Below are 17,962 nucleotides of genomic sequence, written 5' to 3'. Positions count from 1 at the left end.
TGGAACTTCAGTGAGGCAGTTTCGTCGACCACGGGAAGGTGTGGACTGCGCCCGAATGTCCCGCGCAGCACGAGAGCGACGGTCGCCAGTCCCGCGACCGCGATGAGCAGGGCCATCAAGAGCGGCAGATCGCCCGGGTCGTCGTCGAAGAGGCCGTTGATGCCGGGGATGTTGACGCCGGGGATGTCGATGAACGCCGGCAGGTTGGGAGCGGCGGCAGGAGGCGTCGCGGCGGGTGGGGCAGGCAATGCGACGAACGAATCGCCGTCAGACGGCGCGGGAGCATCGTCGACCCCAGAGGGCGGAGGCGTTGGTTGCGTCGGCGGCGAGTCGGGCGGCGCGCCCGTCGTGGGTGTGGTCGCCGGCGACAACGTCGTCGTTGTCGTGCTCCCGTGGGGCTTCGTGGTCGTGGTGGTGGACGGCTTCATGGTCGTGGTGGTCGTGGGCGGCCGTCGGGTGGTCGTGGTCGTCGGCTTCGTGGTCGTGCTCGTCGTCGACGGCTGGCAGTACCACTTCCACTGGTGACTCGGCTGCTTACACCGGTCGTCGACCGGGTGACCGCCGTTTCCCCCGCCGTGACTACGAACGCCTGCGCTTGCGATCGCCGCGCCCATTCCCACCCCGCACGCGACGATCAGAGCCAACGTGGCAAGCCGAGTTCCCCAAAACGGGCGCAGTCCCAGATCCTTTCCGTGCATCCCGCCTCTTTCGGTGTCGGCGGCTTCTCACCGGAAACTTGAGCGGGACGAACCGGATCAAGGTTCGCGCAGGGTAAAGGATTGCTGACCGCGAGTCGGCGAGCCGCGCGGTCGACGGGACGGCCGTCAGCCGCGGGTTCCGCCGGCCAAGGGCCGACTCGAGCGCGAGGAACACCGCCGGACCGAGGGCGCGCGTGCGAGTGGAGGAAGCGCAGGGATTGGCGGTGGCTGCAGGGATTGCGTTCGGCGCGACGCGTCGGCGCGCTCGCGAGCGTCGGCCTGCCGGCGCGCCGCGTACCAGCATGTCTGCCTCCGATGAGCCGCCACGCCCCAGTCCGGAGAATGTTTCGGCAGCCCCGAGCCCGGACCCGAGCCGCGTTCGGGCGTTCTCCGCAGCTCAGGTGACCGGTTTGACCTCAGGCTCCCAATCGTGGGCCTCGACAATCGCTGCCACCCGGCTCACGAACGACGCCGCATAGGCGCCGTCGATCGCCCGGTGGTCGAACGACAACCCGAGCATCCCCACCGCGTGGACAGCCACCCCCTCACCGCCGTCGCCCGTGGGAACCATCACCGGGCGACGGCGCACGGTGTCGGTCGCCAGGATCCCGATCTGTGGCTGATTGATGATCGGCACCGAGAGCAGCGTGCCGCTCGGACCCGGGTTGGTGATCGTGAAGGTGCCACCCGTGACGTCGTCGGGCCCCAGCTTCCCGGCGCGAGCGCGTACCGCGAGATCAGCGATCGCCCGGGCGATCTCTACGAGTCGAAGGCTGCCAGCTTCGCGCACGACCGGCACGATCAGCCCTTCGTGGTCGAGGTCGACCGCGAAGCCCAGGTGCACGTCATGGCGAACAAGGAGCCCGTCCTCCACGACCGACGCATTCACGTGCGGGAACTCCACCAACGCCTCGCAGACCGCACGGGCGACGAACGGGAGATACGTGAGCGAGAAGCCCTCGCGCTCGCGCCATGCGTCGGCGTGCGCGCGGCGGACCCGGTCGACTCGTTCGAAGTCGGCCTCGACCGCGCAGAACGCGTGCGCAGCTGTGGCCACCGACTCGCGCAGGTTCATGGCGATGCGCCGCCGGATGGCCGTGAACGGCACGAGCGTCTCGTGCGGCTCGCCCGCTGCGGCTGAGCTCGCGGCTGCAGGCTCCCGCGCGGGTGGTGTGGCCTGGTCCTCTGCCTCCTCGGCGCTGTCAACCTCGTCGCTGTCCCGCGGGCTCGTGACCCGGATCGGGGGAGGCGGCGGCTCGGCCGCGGGCTGGGCCGGGACCGAGGCCTGCGGTGAGGCATCGCCACCTCGGGCCGCGACGACGGCTTCCACATCGCCGCGCGTGATGCGCCCACCCGTGCCGGTGCCCTCGACCTCCGACGCGTCGAGACCGTGCTCCGCGAGGAGCCGGCGCACGACGGGGGAGAGGAAGCCGCCTCGGGACTTGCGCATCGCGCTCACCGTATCCATGCTGGGTCGATCGGTGCGGCCGGTAGTGTCCCGGCCGGTGAAGCTCCACGAATGGCTCACCGGGCACCACCGAGGCGTCGCGATCTCCGAGGCCGTTGACGACTTTCGACTCGCGTGCGTGTCCCGTGCCCTCGACGACCGTGAGATCGCGCTGCGCCAGCAGAGCCGCGCGTTCTTCCAGATCTCTGGTGCTGGTCATGAGGCCCTGCTCCTCGCCCTCGCGCGCGTGCTGCGCCCCGGGTATGACTGGTTCTTCCCCTACTACCGGGATCGCGCGCTCGTGCTCGGTCTGGGTGTGACGCCCTTGGAGATCCTGCTCCAGGCAGTGGGGTCCGCCGACGATCCGGCATCAGGCGGGCGCCAGATGCCGTGCCATTGGGGCGACGCGGCCAAGAACATCGTCACGCAGTCGAGCGCCACCGGCAGTCAGTGCCTGTCGGCAGTGGGGTGCGCCGAGGCGTCGCGCTACATCGTGCGCCGCGACCTCCCCGGGTGCCGTGCATACGGCGACGAGCTCACCTATGTGTCGCTCGGCGAGGGCGCGACCTCGCAAGGAGAGTTCTGGGAAAGCCTCAACACGGCGTGCCGGCTCGCGCTCCCTGTGCTCTACGTGGTCGCGGACAACGGATATGCCATTTCCACGCGCGCCGCCGACGGTGCGCCAGCACCGATCTCCGAGCTCGTGGCCGGATTCCGTGGCCTGCACGTGACCAAGCTCGACGGTCGGGACTACTTCGAGACGCGCGACAAGGGCGCTCACGCGGTGGATCGCGTCCGCGCTGGCGCCGGTCCGTGCCTCATTCACGCCATCGTGACGCGGCCGTACTCGCATTCCCTTTCCGACGATCAGAAGAAATACCGCCCCCACGCCGAGCTCGAGGACGAAGCCGAGCACGACCCGATCAAGGTGCTCGAGGAGGAGCTCGTCGGTTGCGGCGCTCTGACCCGAGTACAGGCCAAGGAGATCCACGATGGCGCGGTCGCGCTCGTCGCTGAGGCGGCGAAGACCGCGCTCGCATCACCGCGGCCCGATCCGGCGACCGTGCGAGACCACGTCGTCGCGCCCGCAACGGTCACCGAGCTCCCGCCCGAGCCCGTTGAGGTCGGTGAGCAAGGCGAGGTGGTTACGTTCGGCGAGGCAATCCGCCTCACGCTGCTCGAGCAGATGGCCCGCGACGAGCGCATCCGCGTGTTCGGTGAAGACGTGGCCGACGGTGACCCGACCGCGCTCGAAGAGGTGCCGGGCAAGGGCGGTGTGTTCGGGATCACCTTCGGGCTCCAACGCGAGCACGGCGTCGCGCGCTGCTACAACACGCCCCTCGCCGAGGCGAACATCGTGGGTCGGGCGATCGGTCAGGCGATACGCGGACTGCGGCCGTGTCCGGAGATCCAGTTCTTCGATTACATCTGGACCGCGATGCAGCAGATCAAGACCGAAGCCACCACGATCCGCTGGCGCAGCAACGGCGCTTTCTCGGTTCCGATGGTGCTGCGCGTGCCAATCGGTGGCTACCTCACCGGTGGCGCGATCTGGCACTCGCAATGCGGCGAGTCGATCTTCGCCCACATCCCCGGGATCCATGTGGTGTTCCCGTCTCGCGCCCGCGACGCGGCCGGGCTGTTACGCACCGCGTTCCGTTGCGAAGACCCGGTGCTCTTCCTCGAGCACAAGCACTTGTACCGCCAGGGCTACAACCGCGACCCGTATCCACCCGCGGACTGGCTGCTGCCATTCGGTCGCGGGACGGTTGTCGCTTCGGGCGACGCCGTCACGGTGGTCACGTGGGGAGCGACCGTGCACCGCGCGCTCCAGGCCGCACACGAGCTCGACCCCGATGGCGGGCGCATCGAGGTGATCGATCTGCGCACGATCGTGCCCTGGGACCACGACATCGTGGCCGAGTCGGTGGCCAAGACCGGACGCGTGCTCGTGCTCCACGAAGACACCATCACGGCCGGGTTCGGTGGCGAGATCGCCTCGTGGATCGCCGACGAGTGCTTCGAGGACCTCGACGCCCCGGTGATGCGGCGCGGCGCGCTCGACACGCTCGTGGGGTACGAGCCGTCGCTCGAGGACGCGATCCTCCCGCAGGTGAGCGACATCGAACGCGACCTGCGCTCGCTGCTGGCGTATTGAATACTCACCAGTAACCTCGTCGCATGGGCCTCCTCGAGTTCGACCGCGCTTCGATGCTGCGGCGGCTGGCCGACGAGGAGTTCGACGTGCTGGTCGTCGGCGGGGGGATCACCGGCGCTGGGTGCGCGCTCGACGCGGCCAGCCGCGGGCTGCGCACGGCCCTCGTGGAACGTGACGACTTCGCGTCGGGGACGTCGTCGAAGTCCTCCAAGCTCGTGCACGGCGGGATCCGCTATCTCCAGCAGCGTGAGTTCGGACTCGTGTACGAGGGCCTGCGCGAGCGCCACCTCGCCTTGGAGAACGCGCCCCACCTCGTTCGACTGCTGCCTTTCCTCATTCCGATCTTCGCCCGTGACGGGCTGATCGATCGGCGGATCGCCCGCGCCCTCGGCGTCGCGATGTGGATGTACGACCTGGCCGGGGGCTTCCGAATCCGCAAGAAGCACCAGCGCATCAATCGCGACGAGGCGATGGCACACATGCCCACGCTGCGGCGCGACAACGTTGCCTCGGCCTACCTGTATTGGGACGCCAGGACCGATGACGCCAGGCTCACGCTCTGCATCGCCCGAACGGCCGCGAGCCACGGCGCCGCGATCGCCAACCACGCGCGCGTCACAGCGCTGCTGAAGAACGAGGCCGGCGAGGTGCGCGGTGCGCGCGTCGTCATGGGTGACTCCGAGATCGAGGTACGGGCACGCGTCGTGATCAATGCGGCCGGGGTGTGGGCTGACGACGTGCGCGCCTTCGACGAGGGCGCGGATCCCGAGTCGATCCGACCGGCGAAGGGCATCCACGTCACCGTGCCGTGGGAAAAGGTGCGCAACGACATCGCCGCGATCGTGCCGGTGCCCAAGGACCGACGGTCGGTGTTCGTGGTGCCGTGGGGGGACTTCACCTACATCGGTACAACCGACACGGACTACGAAGGTTCGCTCGACGACCCGCAGTGCACGCCAGACGACGTCGACTACCTGCTCAGCGCGCTCAATCGCGCGATCGTCGAACCACTTGCTCCGAGCGACGTGTTGAGCACGTGGGCCGGGTTGCGCCCGCTCCTGCGTGAGGCAGGGAGCACGCGCACCGCCGACCTCTCGCGTCGCCATGCCGTTCGCGTGTCGGAGAGCGGTGTGATCACGATCACCGGCGGGAAGCTCACGACGTATCGCCGCATGGCCGCCGACACGGTGGATCAAGCGGCGCGCATCCTCGATCGCCGACGCGCCAAGTCCAAGACCAAGCACTTGAAGCTGCTCGGAGCCGACGGCTTCGAGTCGCCGCCCGACACGCCCGAGCCGAGCCTGCATGATCACCTCGCCGGGCGCTACGGAACCGAAGGTGACGCGATCCACGGGCTGGTGCACACGGATCCGAGCCTCGGCGAGGCGCTCGTGCCCGGCCTCCCCTATCTCCGCGCCGAAGCGATTCATGCCGTACGCCACGAGATGGCGACCACCGTCGACGACGTGCTCTCGCGCCGGACCCGTGCCCGCCTGCTCGCCCGAGACGCTTCGGCGGCGGCCGCGGGTGCGGTCGCGGAGCTGCTCGCACCCGAGCTGGGCTGGACGGCCGACGAGGCGGCGCGTCAAGCCGACGCCTACCGCGCCTCCGTGGCGCACGAGCGAGAGTCGGCCGGCCTCCCCGACACCGCCCTCGACGCGACACTCGGGGCGTGACCGGAGCGCCGACACCGCCGATCGAGTTCGGTCGGGACGCGGCCGAGGTGACGGCCCGGCTCGATGCCGCCTTCGTCGACGTCAACGACGCGCTGCTCGAACGCCTGCGCGGTGCGTGCGCCGACGTCACCGTCGAGCCCAGCGCGCTCGCCGAGGCGAGCCGCGACTGGTGGCCGCTCGCCATGGTGTGGGCACTCGACGGCCAGGTGGCGGCGCGCGCGGCTGCAGTTGCCCGGCCAACCACGGTCGACGAGATCTCGGCTCTGCTGCGGGTGGCCAACGAGGCGCGGCTGCCGGTGACAGCCGCGGCCGGGCGCTCCGGCGTGTGCGGCGCGAGCGTTCCCCTGCATGGCGGTGTCGTGCTCGACCTGTGCGGGGTGTCCGGCATCGTCGACATCGACCGCAACTCGATGATCCTCGATGTGCGCGCGGGCACGTTCGGCACGCCACTCGAGGACGAGCTGCAGTCCACACACGGTGTGACGATCGGGCACTGGCCCCAATCGATGGACCTGTCCACCGTGGGCGGTTGGCTTGCGTGTCGCGGCGCGGGTCAGCACTCCACCCGGTACGGCAAGATCGAGGACATCGTCGTCGGACTCGACGTGGTGCTCGCCGACGGGCAACGCATCACGACGGGTGGCGCGCCACGCGCCGCGGTCGGCCCCGACCTCACCCAGCTGTTCGTCGGCAGCGAAGGGACCCTCGGCATCATCACGAGCGCGCGGTTGCGGCTGCACCCAGCGCCGCCGGCCACAGTGCGCGCCGCGTTCGGCTTCGAATCGTTCGCCGACGGCCTCGACGCCTGTCGACGGATCCTGCATCGCGGCGCCACTCCGGCGGTGCTGCGCCTCTACGACGCGATCGAAGGCGAGCGCAACTTTCAGACCGGTGAGCACCACCCGCTGCTAGGGCTCGACGAGGGGGATCCCCTGTTGATCGCAGGCACGATGGCGATCGTGCGCGAAGAGTGCGCGGACGCTTCGGCGCTCGACGCCGAGCTCGTCGACCGATGGCTCGAGCACCGCAACGACGTCAGCGCGCTCGAGGCACTCATCTCGCGCGGGTACGTCGTGGACACGATGGAGATCGCTGCGAGCTGGCGAGACCTCCCGGCGATCTACGACGCGACGACCGCCGCGATCGCCGGCGTCGAGCACACGCTGGTCGCGTCGGCACATCAATCACATTCGTACGGTGACGGCGCGTGCCTCTACTTCACGTTCGCGGGCCAACCACCCGCCGACGGACGCGAGGCGTACTACCGCGCTGCCTGGGACGCCGGCACCCGGGCCGTCCTCGGCCACGGTGGCGCGCTCAGCCATCACCACGGCGTCGGTCTGAACCGGGCCCGCTTCGTGCGTGAAGCGCTCGGCGATGCCTTCGACGTGCTCGTCGCAACGAAGGACGCGCTCGACCCCAACGGCATCCTCAACCCCGGCAAGCTCGGCCTCCCGAGCCCGTTCGGCCCCTCCCCCGCCTGGCCGTGACCCGATTCCCCGCTTTCGGCCCCGTGGGCCGGGCCGCTCCACTTCACTTCGGCGACCGGCTCGCTGCGAATGCCGCCTGGTACCTGCGGCGCGGGCGCTCACCTCTGGTCGTCACATGATCCTCGTCGTCGACGTGGGGACGTCGTCGGTGCGGGCGGTGGTGGTCGACGGCGATGCGCACGTGGTCGCCGAGCACCGCACGCCACTCCTGCCGTCGTCGCCCGCGCCCGGGTTGGTCGAGTTTGACGCCGCCGCGATGGCAGACGCAGCGCTCCAGCTCGCACGCATGGCGATCGACGAGGTGGGCGAGGTCTCGGCCGTCGGCATCGCCAACCAGCGCGGCTCGGCGATCGTGTGGGACCGGCACACGGGCGCGCCGGTCGGGCCGGGCATCGGCTGGCAGGACCTGCGCACGGTCGTGCGGTGCCTCGAGCTCGCGCCATCGGGAGTGCGGCTCGGCCCGAACCACTCGGCGACGAAGTTCGAAGCGCTGCTCGACGCAGCGGATCCCGACCGCGCCCGCGACCTCTGTATCGGCACCGTGGACGCGTGGATCGTGTGGACGCTCACGGGCGGCTCGGTCCACGCCACCGACGGAACCAACGCGCCGATCACCGGGACGCGCACCGCGGCGAACGACGCGTGGGACACCACCGTCCTCGAAGCACTGCGCATCCCCGAGCGCACGCTCCCCACGGTCGTCGACTCGTCTGGCGCACTCGCAACCGCGTCGGCGTTGCCCGGCGCACCGCCGATCACCGGCCTGCTCGGTGACCAACAGGCATCGCTGCTCGGTCAGGGCTGCGTGCGACCGGGCGACGCCAAGATCACCTTCGGCACCGGCGGAATGCTCGATCTCGTGCTCGGGCCACAACGCCCACCGATCGACCTGCGTGGCCACGCGGGGACGTACCCGATCGTGACGCGGCGGGTCGGCAACGCCGACACTTGGGGACTCGAAGCGGTGATGCTCTCGGCCGGCACCAACGTGGAGTGGTTGCGCGACGACCTCGGACTCGTGGCATCGGCCGAGGAGACCGACGCCGTCGCGGCAACCTGCGCCGACACCGGCGACGTGTGGTTCGTGCCCGCGCTGCTCGGACTCGGCACGCCCCAGTGGGACTTTGGCGCGCGCGGGACGCTCGTGGGGCTGACGCGCGGCACCGAGCGGGCACACATTGTGCGCGCCGTGCTCGAAGGCGTCGCCCACCGGGGCGCCGACCTCGTCGAGGCCGCCGAAGCCGACAGCGCCTGCACCATCGAGATCGTGCGGATCGATGGGGGCATGGCCGCCAACCTCACGTTCGTCCAGGCGCTGGCCGACGCGACGCAACGGCCGGTCGAGGTTGCGCCGGTGCGCGAAGCCACGGCGATCGGCGCGGCGTTCGCCGCCGGAGCCGCGATCGGGTGGTGGACGCACGACGACGACATCGCGAGCACGTGGAAGCCCGGCGCTCGCGTCGAGCCAGAGCGAGTGCTCGATCGCGACCGTTGGCGCGAAGCGGTCACGCGTGCCGAAGCGTGGCAACCCGACCTGTCCGCGATCGAGTTTTGAGTCGAGGACGCACGCCGGCGTCACCCGTCACTCGGCGCCGTGTCACGGACATCGTGTCCGGCCCGGTCACGCGGCGACTCTGATCCCCTCGAGCTCTCGTCGCGCGGCTGGGACGGCTGGGCTGCGGCGGCGCCTCCCGTGCCGCGCCGCCGCGGCCCTCTCTCTCTCCCGAAGCCGATCGGATGGACCCCGGTACGCTCCCCGCCCGTGAGCGCGCGCCCCGCTTCGATCCACATCGACGACCTCGCCGCCCCGCAGTTCGCGCCGCACGTCGCCGAGATGATGCAGGCCGTCGAGCCCATCGCCGCCGAGCTCGAGCTCACACCCGACGCACTCGTCGCGCAGGCGCAGGCCGAGACCGGCCTGCACGACTTCGGTGACGAGAGCTTCTGGGAGCCGCTGAGTGTGCTGGTCGGCGCGCTCGACTCCCAGCGCGAGCGCTCGGCGATGGGGCGCGTCAGCGCGCACGCGCAGGTGCTCCAGCTCCTGAAGAACCGTCTCCTCGTCGAAGACCTCGTGCTGGCCCACCCTGAGATCCTCGACGTTGCGATCGAGCGGTCGATCTTCATCGTGGGCCAGCCCCGCACGGGCACGACCCACCTGCACAACCTGATCGCCGCCGACCCGGCCGTCCGCTCGCTTCCGTACTGGGAGAGCCTCGAACCGGTGCTTCCAGCCGACGAGCGCGCCGCGGTCGCCGCGGGTAGCGAAGACCCCCGCCGCGAGCGAACCGGCGCCGGGCTCCGGATCCTCGACGAGGCGATGCCGCACTTCAAGCGCATGCACGAGATGACGGTCGACCACGTGCACGAGGAGATCCAGCTGCTCGCCATCGACTTCTCGACGATGCTCTTCGAGACGATGGGGGTGCTGCCTGCGTGGAAGCAGTGGTACGTCACGCACGACCAGACACCTCACTACGAGTACCTGCGCAAAGTGCTCCAGGTGCTCCAGTGGCAGCGGCCTTCAGGCGCGCGCTGGGTGCTCAAGTCGCCGCAACATCTCGAGCAATTCCAACCGTTGCTGCGCGTGTTTCCCGACGCCACGCTCGTCGTCACGCACCGCGACCCCGTCGCCGTCATCGCATCGAACGCCACGATGCTGGCGTACACCGCGCGCCTCAGCCACGACGTCGTTGACCCGAAGCACATCGGGCAGTACTGGTCCGACCGCATCGAGGAAATGCTCAACGCCGGGATGCGCGACCACCAGCTGCTGCCGCCGGACCACACCATCGACGTCGCCTTCGACGAGTTCATGGCCGACGACGTGGCCATGGTCGAGCGCATCTACCGAGTAGCCGACCAGCCGTTCACACCGGACGTGCGGGCCGCGATGGAATCGTTCATGGCCGACCACCCCCGCGGCCGCCACGGCGGACTGACCTACGACCTCCAAGGCGACTTCGGCATCGACCCGACCGAGCGCCGCGAAGCCATGCGCACTTACACCGACCGCTTCAACGTCACGCTGGAGGATTAAGGCTCAGAACCCCCGCACCGCGGGGACGTCGGCGAGCTTGACGACCTTGGTCTCCGGTCGATCGGGCGTGTCGGACGGGTAGAACCAGCGGAACCACATGCGGCCGCGTGGGTGGCCAGCGGTCGAGAGCCAGTTCGGGTGGCCAGGGTCCTCGTGCGCGACGACCAGCGTCCAGGAGCCGTCGTCTTCGTAGTGGGTCTGTGTGCCGTTGATCGTCACGCGCTCGTACTCATAGTTGTAGGTGTGCATGAACTGGTTCCAGAGGCAGCAGTTCCAGAACGCACACTCGGGTGAGCGCCCCGTGATGACGAGCGCTTCGTCCGGCGCGAGGTCGAAGCTGCCCATCGCGTACGCGGCGTCGCCGGCTGCCCAGCCGAACGTGACCTTCTGCACCGGGTACGGCTCGTCGATCTGGTTGGCCGCGCCGAGGCCGAGCGGCACCATCTGCGCCTGGTCGCGCACCCAGGTGAGCGCGGCGCGGAATCGCCGAGCCAGGTCGGCGTCATCCTCGCGGTACGTGGTCGGTGGATCGACCGACTCGATATGCCATTGGCACCGCTTCCCGCGCACCGGATCCTCGAGGTAGTCGCGCGTGATCGCAGCGACGGCGTCGTCCTCGAGCTGGAGGAACGGGCCCTTCCAACCTTTCGGCCGCTCCCTCGCCATCATCAGCTCGAACTTGCCGTTCTTACGGATCTTCAGGTGGTCGCGGTCGTTGACGGTGCCGACGATGCGCTCGGAATAGTGACCGTCGCGCGGCCCGCCGTACACGGTGAGCGAGAGGTACGCCGCGTCGCCCCTCACGCCGGTGACGCGGTACACGACGTCGGGATCGACGGGGGCGAACTGGTAGAAGGCATCGGCGTTGTCGCCACCCCACTTCTTGTACGGACCGACGATCTCGACGAAGCGGGGGTTTGCCGGGTCGCCCCACACCTGAGTGTCGAGCGCCACCTGGAGGATCGAGAAGATCCACTTGTAGCCCTCGAGGACCTGCTGGTCGTCGCCCAGCGCGTTCGGGCCTTCGAAGAACCTGTTGTCGAGCTCCTTGAGCGTGTCGATCAGCTCGTGGACGACGGCAGTCGTCTCGTAGTTGTCAGGATCCATCTTCCCCACTCTCGGCGCTACGCGCCTCCATTGGTCGCCGTCGCGAGCAGGCTAGTGGGAGCCTCCTCTTTGGGTGATGGTGTCGCCGACGCGGATGGGGCCGTCGTCGAGGATCTCAGCGCGCAGGCCACCACGGTCGACGAGTGCCTTGCGCACACCCGGGCGCGTCTGCTCCTCGAGGTACGTACATGGATGGGAGAGGTCGAAGCCGCGGAGATGCACGCCTCCAACGAGGAACTCCTGACCAACCAGATCATTGAGCCGCACACCCTCGGTGACGATGTTGCGGCGCGTCTCACCTTCGGCGAGCTCGATCCCGTGCTCGGCGTCGGCTCCTTGCACAGCCTCGCGCTCGATGAGCGTGACGGCTCGTTGCGCATCCTCGATGCGCTTCCCCGAGTACGTACCGGCTTCGATCGCGTACCGGTCACCTTCGAGCCCCTTGCCGGCGAGCGCGCGCACCTCGTCGCGCGCCTCCATGGGAGCGCCTTCACTCGGCGCCACGTAGATCCCGACGACCCGCCCTTCGAATCGCCCGTCAGCCATTGGATCAGTCTGTCAAACGCGACGGCCACGTCGGCAGCTCAATTCGACCCCACGCGTGATCCCGAACGCACGACCCCTCGTACTCGATGCGATCGTCGCCGATGAGCACCTCGCCGTGCATCGTGCCGTTCTGCACGTATCGAGTGCCGCCGGCCACGTCGACTGATTCGGCCTCGGCTTGGAACTCCCACTCGACGTCCAGTCCGACAGGGAGGCGCTCACCCACGTCGTCTTCTGGTTCGTCGACGCGCAAGCCGAACGCCTCGAGCGAGATACCCCAGTGCTCGAAAGGCGCCTCGCACACAAGCTCGGCCCACAAGCCGTCGCCGCGCACCTCCATCGACTCGGCGCGCCGCGGGAGCGACACCTCTTCGTCACGCACGATCACGATGCCGAGCTCATGGCTCACGAAGTACGTCCACCACCAGCACGAGCGGTTGGCGGGAATGAGAGTCAGCCGAGCCAACCCTCGTAACCCGTCCGCGCGAGCCAGCTCGAAGCCCCACGTCTCCACCCATCCCTCGTCGACAACGCCCGAATGCGGTCGATCGTCGTTCGACGTGAAGGTCATCCCACTACATTGACAGGCGTGGGCGGGCAGGAAGAATCGGAGCATGCGTCGTCAAGTCGCGCGCCGCTCGGGCGCGCGCACCACCTCGAGGCCGACGGTGTGCGAGTGCACGCCGTGGAGTGGACACCGATCGAGCCTCGTGAGGACCAGCACCGCGTTCTTCTCGTCCACGGGCTCGGCGCGAACACGTTGTCGTGGGAGCCGATCGGTCAACCGCTGGCCGACGCCCTTGGTGCGCCGGTCACCGCCGTCGATCTCATCGGCTTCGGACGAACGCGCGCGCCGGAACGCTCGGCGTCGATCGCGTCCAACCGCCAGCTTGTAACCGCGCTCCTCGAGGTCCAGGGTCCATCGGTCGCGGTCGGCAACTCGATGGGGGCATCGATCGCGATCGGGGTCGCCGCCCGGCGTCCCGATCTCGTCACCAGCCTCGTGCTGGTCGATCCCGCGCTCCCACACCCACGGCCCAGCGTGGTCGACTTCCTCCGGCTCGCGCGCTTCGCGCCGGTGATGGTGTCTTCGCTCGGCGGTCGAGTCGTGCGCACCCGCGCCCGCATGCTCGGTCCGGAACGCCTGGTCGACGCGACCTTGTCGTGGAGCTTGCACGACACGGGTCGCCTCGACCCCGACCTGCGACGCCGCCTCATCGCGCTCGCGGCCGAGCGGTACGGCTACCCGGAGGCCGCGGGTGCGTACGCCGAAGCGGCGCGAACCTTGCTGCTGTACCTGGCCCGCGGCATCAACGAGGACCTCGCCGCGGCGGTGGAGTGCCCGATGCTCCTCGTGCACGGCGAGCACGACCGCCTCGTGAGCCTGGTCGCCGCACGCGAGGCCGCGACCCGCAACGACCATGTCGAGCTCCGCGTGCTCGACGGCGTCGGCCACGCCCCACAGCTCGAGGACCCCGACCGCCTCGTGGCGGTCCTCTCCGGCTGGCTGAATGCGAGGATGTCGGGGTGCCAGAGCCCAGCCCCAGTACCGGCCTCCTCGACGAGCCGGTCAGAGCCTTCGTCACCGAGCTGACCGACGTGCTCGCCGCCCTCCGGGGCGGGGGGACCACCGTCGACCGGGGCGCGCTCGAGCGAGACGCCGCGCTCGAGGTACAGGCCATCGCGGCCAGCGTCATCACCTCCGACGGCCACCCGAGCGACGCCGAGCTGCGGTCGTTCACGGTCGCCCTGTCATCGTGGTTCGAGTCGCTGCGCGGCGCCACACCCGAGTCGTTGCGTGACAGCCCCGCGATTCGCCAGCACCGGGGCTTCCCGATCACCCCGTCGCCGCTGTTCGAGACGATCGTGACAGCAGACGCCAAGGCGAAGACGGCTTACGCGTGGCGCTATTACGACAACGCCATGCGCGTCGCGCACGCGGTCTGCGCGATCGACACCACGCCAACGCGCGAGGAGCTGCTGGCCGTGGACACGTTGCGCTCGATGATGTTGCGGCGCATCAAGGCAGCCGACATCGAGCGCCCTGCAGACTCCGGTCCCGAACCGGGTGATGCCGGCAAAGAGCAACCAGTCGAGACGCTCGAAGACCTTCTCGCAGAGCTCGACAAGCTCGTCGGACTGAAAGCGGTCAAGACCGAAGTGCGACTGCTCATCAACCTCGTGCGCGTCGAGAACATGCGGCGCGAGCGCAAGCTCCCCGTCGTGGACCGCAGCCTGCACCTCGTGTTCCTCGGCAACCCCGGCACCGGCAAGACGACGGTGGCGCGCTTGCTGGCGCGCTTCTACAAGGTGCTCAAGGTGGTGTCGAAGGGCCACCTGCTCGAGACGGATCGCTCGGGTCTCGTCGCCGGCTACGTGGGCCAGACCGCGCCCAAGGTCAACAAGGCGTGTGACGAGGCCAAGGGTGGCGTGCTCTTCATCGACGAGGCGTACGCGCTCGTCACCGAGAGCGAGCAGGACTTCGGAGCCGAAGCCGTCGCGACTCTGCTAAAACGGATGGAAGACGACCGCGCCGATCTCATCGTCATCGTGGCCGGGTACACGGAGCCGATGAAGAAGTTCGTCGAGTCGAACCCCGGCATCCGATCGCGCTTCAACAAGCAGATCGACTTCCCCGACTACAGCGACGACGAGCTCATGGCGATCTTCGAGTCGATCGGCGAGCAGAGCCACTACAAGCTCGACAAGAGTGCCCGCGCCGCTGTGAAAACCTGGTTCGCGGCGCAGCCGCGCGACGCCACGTTCGGGAACGGTCGCACGGCGCGCAACCTGTTCGAAGACTGCGTCACGCATCAAGCGAGCCGTGTGGTCGACGTGAAGAACCCGACCGACAAGCAGCTCACCACCCTGACTGCGGCCGACGTCCCCAGCCCGGCCAGCACGGAGTGAGGCGAGGACCAGCGCCGCACGTATCGTGCGGCGCCCGAGGCGGGGCCCAAGCGACCCGGCGCCGCAGGTGCCAAGAGCGGGAAAGGTGAGACGACTGCTGGCCCTGCTCGGGGCGCTGGCGATGGTCGGATTCGCGCTCGGCGCGCGGTCCTGGTGGATCGACGACGACAGCGGCGGCTCGAACGGCAGCGGCACGCCGGTGGTGCTGTGTGCGACGGAGCTCGCGGCGGCGTGCGACGAGCTGGCGCGCAACGCGGACGTCGAGATCGTGCTCGAACCGGCCGGAGTCTCGACGGGCACGCTCTCTACGAGTGCCGATACCACCTCCTCTCTTCCGTATGACGGGTGGCTGACCTTTGAGCCGAACGCCGAGATCGTGCGCGAAGCGCGAGTCCGTTCGTCGCTTGCGCCGCTCCTGGAAGATTCGTCGCCGGCGATTGCGCGGTCGCCATTGCTGCTGGCGATCTGGGACGATCGAGCCGAGGTGCTCGAGAGTCATTGCGGGGAGATCACGTGGCGGTGCCTCGGTGATGTCGCCGGGACTCGCTGGCAGTCCATCGGCGGTGAAGCCGCGTGGGGTGACGTCAAGCCTGGGCACGCCGACCCCGAGGCGACCGGCGAAGGTCTCGCGATCATCGGGCAAGCCGCCGCGCAGTTCTTCGATCGCTCGGATCTCTCTCGCGACGACTTCGAGGAGGACGCGTTCCTCGACTGGTTCGCCCGCGTCGAGCGGGCCGCCGAGCTGGACGCCGATGCGTACGAGCACATGCTGTCGTTCGGGCCCGCGAGATATGACATGGTTGCCACCACCGAGGCGGTCGTCGAGCGGACGCCGGCGTCGCGCGACCGACAGGAATCACTGCGGCTGCTCTACCCTGCCCCCGTGGCTACGGTCGATGTCGTGTTCGCACCGTTCGTCGGCGGGAGCTCCGACCTCGCCGACATCGTCACCGGTGACGACGGCCACGACGCACTCACCAACGTCGGTTTCCGTTCCGACAGCGAGGGCGACAAGCCGACACTCCAGGGGCGGTCCAACCTTCCCGATTCGGGTGCGCTCGTCGCACTCCTCCAGACCTGGCGCGAGGTGACCGGATGATCTCGAAGCGGCGAACCAGCGGCGCGCTCGTCGCGACTCTGACCGCGGGCACGCTCGCGCTCGGTGCGTCACCCGCCGCCGCGGGCGGGTGCGTCACCGTCGACATCGCGTCGTCGCCGGAGAAGCTCACGCTGCTCACCGAGCTCGGCGAGCGCTTCGCCGGATCCGACGCGGCCAAGATCGATGGGCAGTGCATCGAAGTGCGCGTACAGCGCCAGTCGTCGGGCGCCGCCGCCACCCTGCTCGCGGCCGACTGGCCGAAGCCGGCGAAGAACGGGCCGCGCCCGGTGATCTGGTCGCCCGCAGCGAGCACCTGGGCCGGCGTCCTCGACCAGCGCCGCGTCGACGCCGGGAAGGAGCCGTACGTACCCACGCCGGGCAAGTCGTTCATGCTCACGCCGCTCGTCATCGCGATGCCCGAGCCGATGGCCGAGGCGCTCGGGTATCCCGACACCCCGCTCGGCTTCGAAGACGTGCTGGCATTGGCGCAAGATCCAGCCGGTTGGGCCGGGAAGGGACACCCCGAATGGGGTCCGTTCCGGTTCGGCAAGACGAACCCCAACTTCTCCACCAGCGGCCTCGCCGAGACTGTCGCGCAGTATTACGCCGCGACCGGCAAGACGCGCGACCTCACTCTCGAAGACCTCCAGCGCCCCGAAGTCGAGGCCTACTCACGAGCCGTGGAGTCAGCCGTCGTGCACTACGGCGACACCACGCTCACGTTCCTCAACAACCTCTACCGATCCGATCGCCGGGGCGACCCGTTCGGCTACGCGTCGGCGGTCGCGGTCGAGGAGAAGTCGGTGGTCGACTACAACCGCGGCGACCCCGACGGGATCCTCGATCCCGGCGAAAAGCCCCGCAAGCCGCGCGTCCCGCTCGTGGCGATCTACCCCAAGGAAGGGACGCTCTTCTCCGACAACCCACTGATGGTGCTCGACGCCCCGTGGGTCTCGAGTCGTGAAGCCGCGGCGGCACGCAAGTTCGCGTCGTTCGTCACCGAGGCGCGCAACCAGGAGCGTGTGCTGAAGTTCGGGTTCCGGCCCGGCAACCCGTCGGTGGCCATCGGCAAGCCGATCACCGCCGCGAACGGCCTCGACCCCGAGCAGCCCCAGACGACGCTCGAAGTGCCGAGCCCTTCGGTCCTCACGGGTGTGATCGACGAATGGAACAACGTGCGCAAGAAGGCGCGCGTGCTGCTCGTGATCGACGTGTCGGGATCGATGGGGGACGAAGCCGACCCGCGCACCGGTGCCACGAAGCTCGATCTCGCCAAGCGCGCGGCGATCGCGGCGCTCGAGGAGTTCAACCCGGACGACGAGGTTGGGCTGCGGGTGTTCTCCACCGAGATCTCCGAGGAGGAGCCCACCGACTACCTCGACCTGGTGCCGATCGGTCCCGTCTCGGAAAACCTCGACGCGCTCGAGCGCAACATCCGGGGCCTCGTGCCCACACAAGGCACACCGCTGTACACGGTGACGCGCGACTCGTACGAGCGCATGGTCGACGAGTTCGACGAGACCCGGATCAACGCGGTCGTCTTGCTGAGCGACGGACGCAACGAAGACGATCGCAACAACGATCTCCAGGGTTTGCTGAAATTCCTGCGCAGCGAGAACGAGGGCGAGAGCAGCACCCCGGTGAGGGTCTTCCCGATCGCATATGGCGGTGACGCCGACGAAGCCACGCTCGGGCGCATCGCCGAAGCCACGAACGCGGCGTCGTACTCGGCGGTCGACCCGGCCACGATCATCAACGTGTTCAACGCGGTGGTCAGCAACTTCTGATGGGTCG

At 69.1% G+C, this 17,962-nt stretch carries 15 protein-coding genes; 10 read left to right on the top strand and 5 right to left on the bottom strand.

Features of this window, described 5'->3' with window-relative positions; all coding sequences use genetic code 11:
• Positions 1-248 (bottom strand): hypothetical protein (locus WEE69_12355; GenBank protein MEX1146087.1); only part of this gene is annotated, 248 nt, incomplete at its 3' end.
• Positions 249-348: 100 nt separating this feature from the next.
• Here WEE69_12355 and WEE69_12350 point away from each other — a divergent pair.
• Positions 349-525 (top strand): hypothetical protein, encoded by a 177-nt coding sequence (locus WEE69_12350; GenBank protein ID MEX1146086.1) that lies wholly within the window; start codon positions 349-351, stop codon positions 523-525.
• Positions 526-1,095: 570 nt separating this feature from the next.
• On the opposite strand, the gene WEE69_12345 is transcribed toward WEE69_12350, so the two are convergent.
• Positions 1,096-2,148: a dihydrolipoamide acetyltransferase family protein gene (locus tag WEE69_12345; protein ID MEX1146085.1), complete on the bottom strand. Its 1,053-nt coding sequence runs from the start codon at positions 2,146-2,148 to the stop codon at positions 1,096-1,098.
• Positions 2,149-2,203: 55 nt separating this feature from the next.
• On the opposite strand from WEE69_12345, the gene WEE69_12340 reads away from it, so the two are divergent.
• From WEE69_12340 to WEE69_12320, 5 genes are all read left to right on the top strand, one after another.
• On the top strand, positions 2,204-4,303 hold the full coding sequence (locus WEE69_12340) for a dehydrogenase E1 component subunit alpha/beta (protein ID MEX1146084.1): 2,100 nt from the start codon (positions 2,204-2,206) through the stop codon (positions 4,301-4,303).
• A gap of 23 nt (positions 4,304-4,326) precedes the next feature.
• Entirely contained in the window at positions 4,327-5,979 is a 1,653-nt protein-coding gene (locus tag WEE69_12335) for a glycerol-3-phosphate dehydrogenase/oxidase (protein MEX1146083.1), read from the top strand.
• The gene (locus WEE69_12330; protein MEX1146082.1) at positions 5,976-7,469 is read left to right on the top strand and encodes an FAD-binding oxidoreductase; all 1,494 of its coding nucleotides are present in this window, start codon (positions 5,976-5,978) and stop codon (positions 7,467-7,469) included. Before WEE69_12335 ends, WEE69_12330 begins: the two co-directional genes overlap by 4 nt.
• A gap of 115 nt (positions 7,470-7,584) precedes the next feature.
• On the top strand, positions 7,585-9,024 hold the full coding sequence (locus tag WEE69_12325) for an FGGY-family carbohydrate kinase (GenBank protein MEX1146081.1): 1,440 nt from the start codon (positions 7,585-7,587) through the stop codon (positions 9,022-9,024).
• 207 nt (positions 9,025-9,231) lie between these two features.
• A complete protein-coding gene (locus tag WEE69_12320) occupies positions 9,232-10,506 on the top strand; it encodes a sulfotransferase (protein MEX1146080.1) in 1,275 nt (424 codons plus the stop codon).
• A 3-nt stretch (positions 10,507-10,509) separates the two neighbouring features.
• Here WEE69_12320 and WEE69_12315 read toward each other — a convergent pair whose 3' ends face one another.
• Genes WEE69_12315 through WEE69_12305 form a run of 3 tightly spaced genes read right to left on the bottom strand, consistent with a single transcriptional unit; the run spans position 10,510 to position 12,730 of the window.
• Positions 10,510-11,613: a DUF1214 domain-containing protein gene (locus WEE69_12315; protein MEX1146079.1), complete on the bottom strand. Its 1,104-nt coding sequence runs from the start codon at positions 11,611-11,613 to the stop codon at positions 10,510-10,512.
• A gap of 51 nt (positions 11,614-11,664) precedes the next feature.
• A complete protein-coding gene (locus WEE69_12310; protein ID MEX1146078.1) occupies positions 11,665-12,159 on the bottom strand; it encodes an MOSC domain-containing protein in 495 nt (164 codons plus the stop codon).
• A gap of 4 nt (positions 12,160-12,163) precedes the next feature.
• A complete protein-coding gene (locus WEE69_12305) occupies positions 12,164-12,730 on the bottom strand; it encodes a hypothetical protein (protein ID MEX1146077.1) in 567 nt (188 codons plus the stop codon).
• 18 nt (positions 12,731-12,748) lie between these two features.
• Here WEE69_12305 and WEE69_12300 point away from each other — a divergent pair, with 18 nt between their 5' ends.
• The 4 genes from WEE69_12300 to WEE69_12285 all read left to right on the top strand — a co-directional run bounded on the left by WEE69_12300 (position 12,749) and on the right by WEE69_12285 (position 17,955).
• Entirely contained in the window at positions 12,749-13,753 is a 1,005-nt protein-coding gene (locus WEE69_12300) for an alpha/beta hydrolase (protein MEX1146076.1), read from the top strand.
• On the top strand, positions 13,687-15,069 hold the full coding sequence (locus tag WEE69_12295) for an AAA family ATPase (protein MEX1146075.1): 1,383 nt from the start codon (positions 13,687-13,689) through the stop codon (positions 15,067-15,069). The genes WEE69_12300 and WEE69_12295 overlap by 67 nt, the downstream gene beginning before the upstream one ends.
• An 85-nt stretch (positions 15,070-15,154) precedes the next feature.
• Positions 15,155-16,168, top strand: a complete 1,014-nt coding sequence (locus WEE69_12290; GenBank protein MEX1146074.1) for a hypothetical protein — start codon at positions 15,155-15,157, stop codon at positions 16,166-16,168.
• Positions 16,165-17,955, top strand: coding sequence for an extracellular solute-binding protein (locus WEE69_12285; protein ID MEX1146073.1), 1,791 nt, complete (start codon positions 16,165-16,167; stop codon positions 17,953-17,955). Before WEE69_12290 ends, WEE69_12285 begins: the two co-directional genes overlap by 4 nt.
• Positions 17,956-17,962 lie beyond the last annotated feature (7 nt).

This window comes from Acidimicrobiia bacterium, assembly GCA_040881685.1.
Taxonomy (GTDB): Bacteria; Actinomycetota; Acidimicrobiia; order IMCC26256; family PALSA-555; genus SHVJ01.
Note: the sequence above shows the minus strand (reverse complement) of the source record. Positions and strands in the feature narration are given on the sequence as shown.

Bases quoted from the DNA above. Each gene is read 5' to 3' on its own strand.
- WEE69_12345 (MEX1146085.1), bottom strand. From the start codon at position 2,148: ATGCGCAAGTCCCGAGGCGGCTTCCTCTCCCCCGTCGTGCGCCGGCTC.
- WEE69_12335 (MEX1146083.1), top strand. From the start codon at position 4,327: ATGGGCCTCCTCGAGTTCGACCGCGCTTCGATGCTGCGGCGGCTGGCC.
- WEE69_12325 (MEX1146081.1), top strand. From the start codon at position 7,585: ATGATCCTCGTCGTCGACGTGGGGACGTCGTCGGTGCGGGCGGTGGTG.
- WEE69_12315 (MEX1146079.1), bottom strand. From the start codon at position 11,613: ATGGATCCTGACAACTACGAGACGACTGCCGTCGTCCACGAGCTGATC.
- WEE69_12310 (MEX1146078.1), bottom strand. From the start codon at position 12,159: ATGGCTGACGGGCGATTCGAAGGGCGGGTCGTCGGGATCTACGTGGCG.
- WEE69_12305 (MEX1146077.1), bottom strand. From the start codon at position 12,730: ATGACCTTCACGTCGAACGACGATCGACCGCATTCGGGCGTTGTCGAC.
- WEE69_12285 (MEX1146073.1), top strand. From the start codon at position 16,165: ATGATCTCGAAGCGGCGAACCAGCGGCGCGCTCGTCGCGACTCTGACC.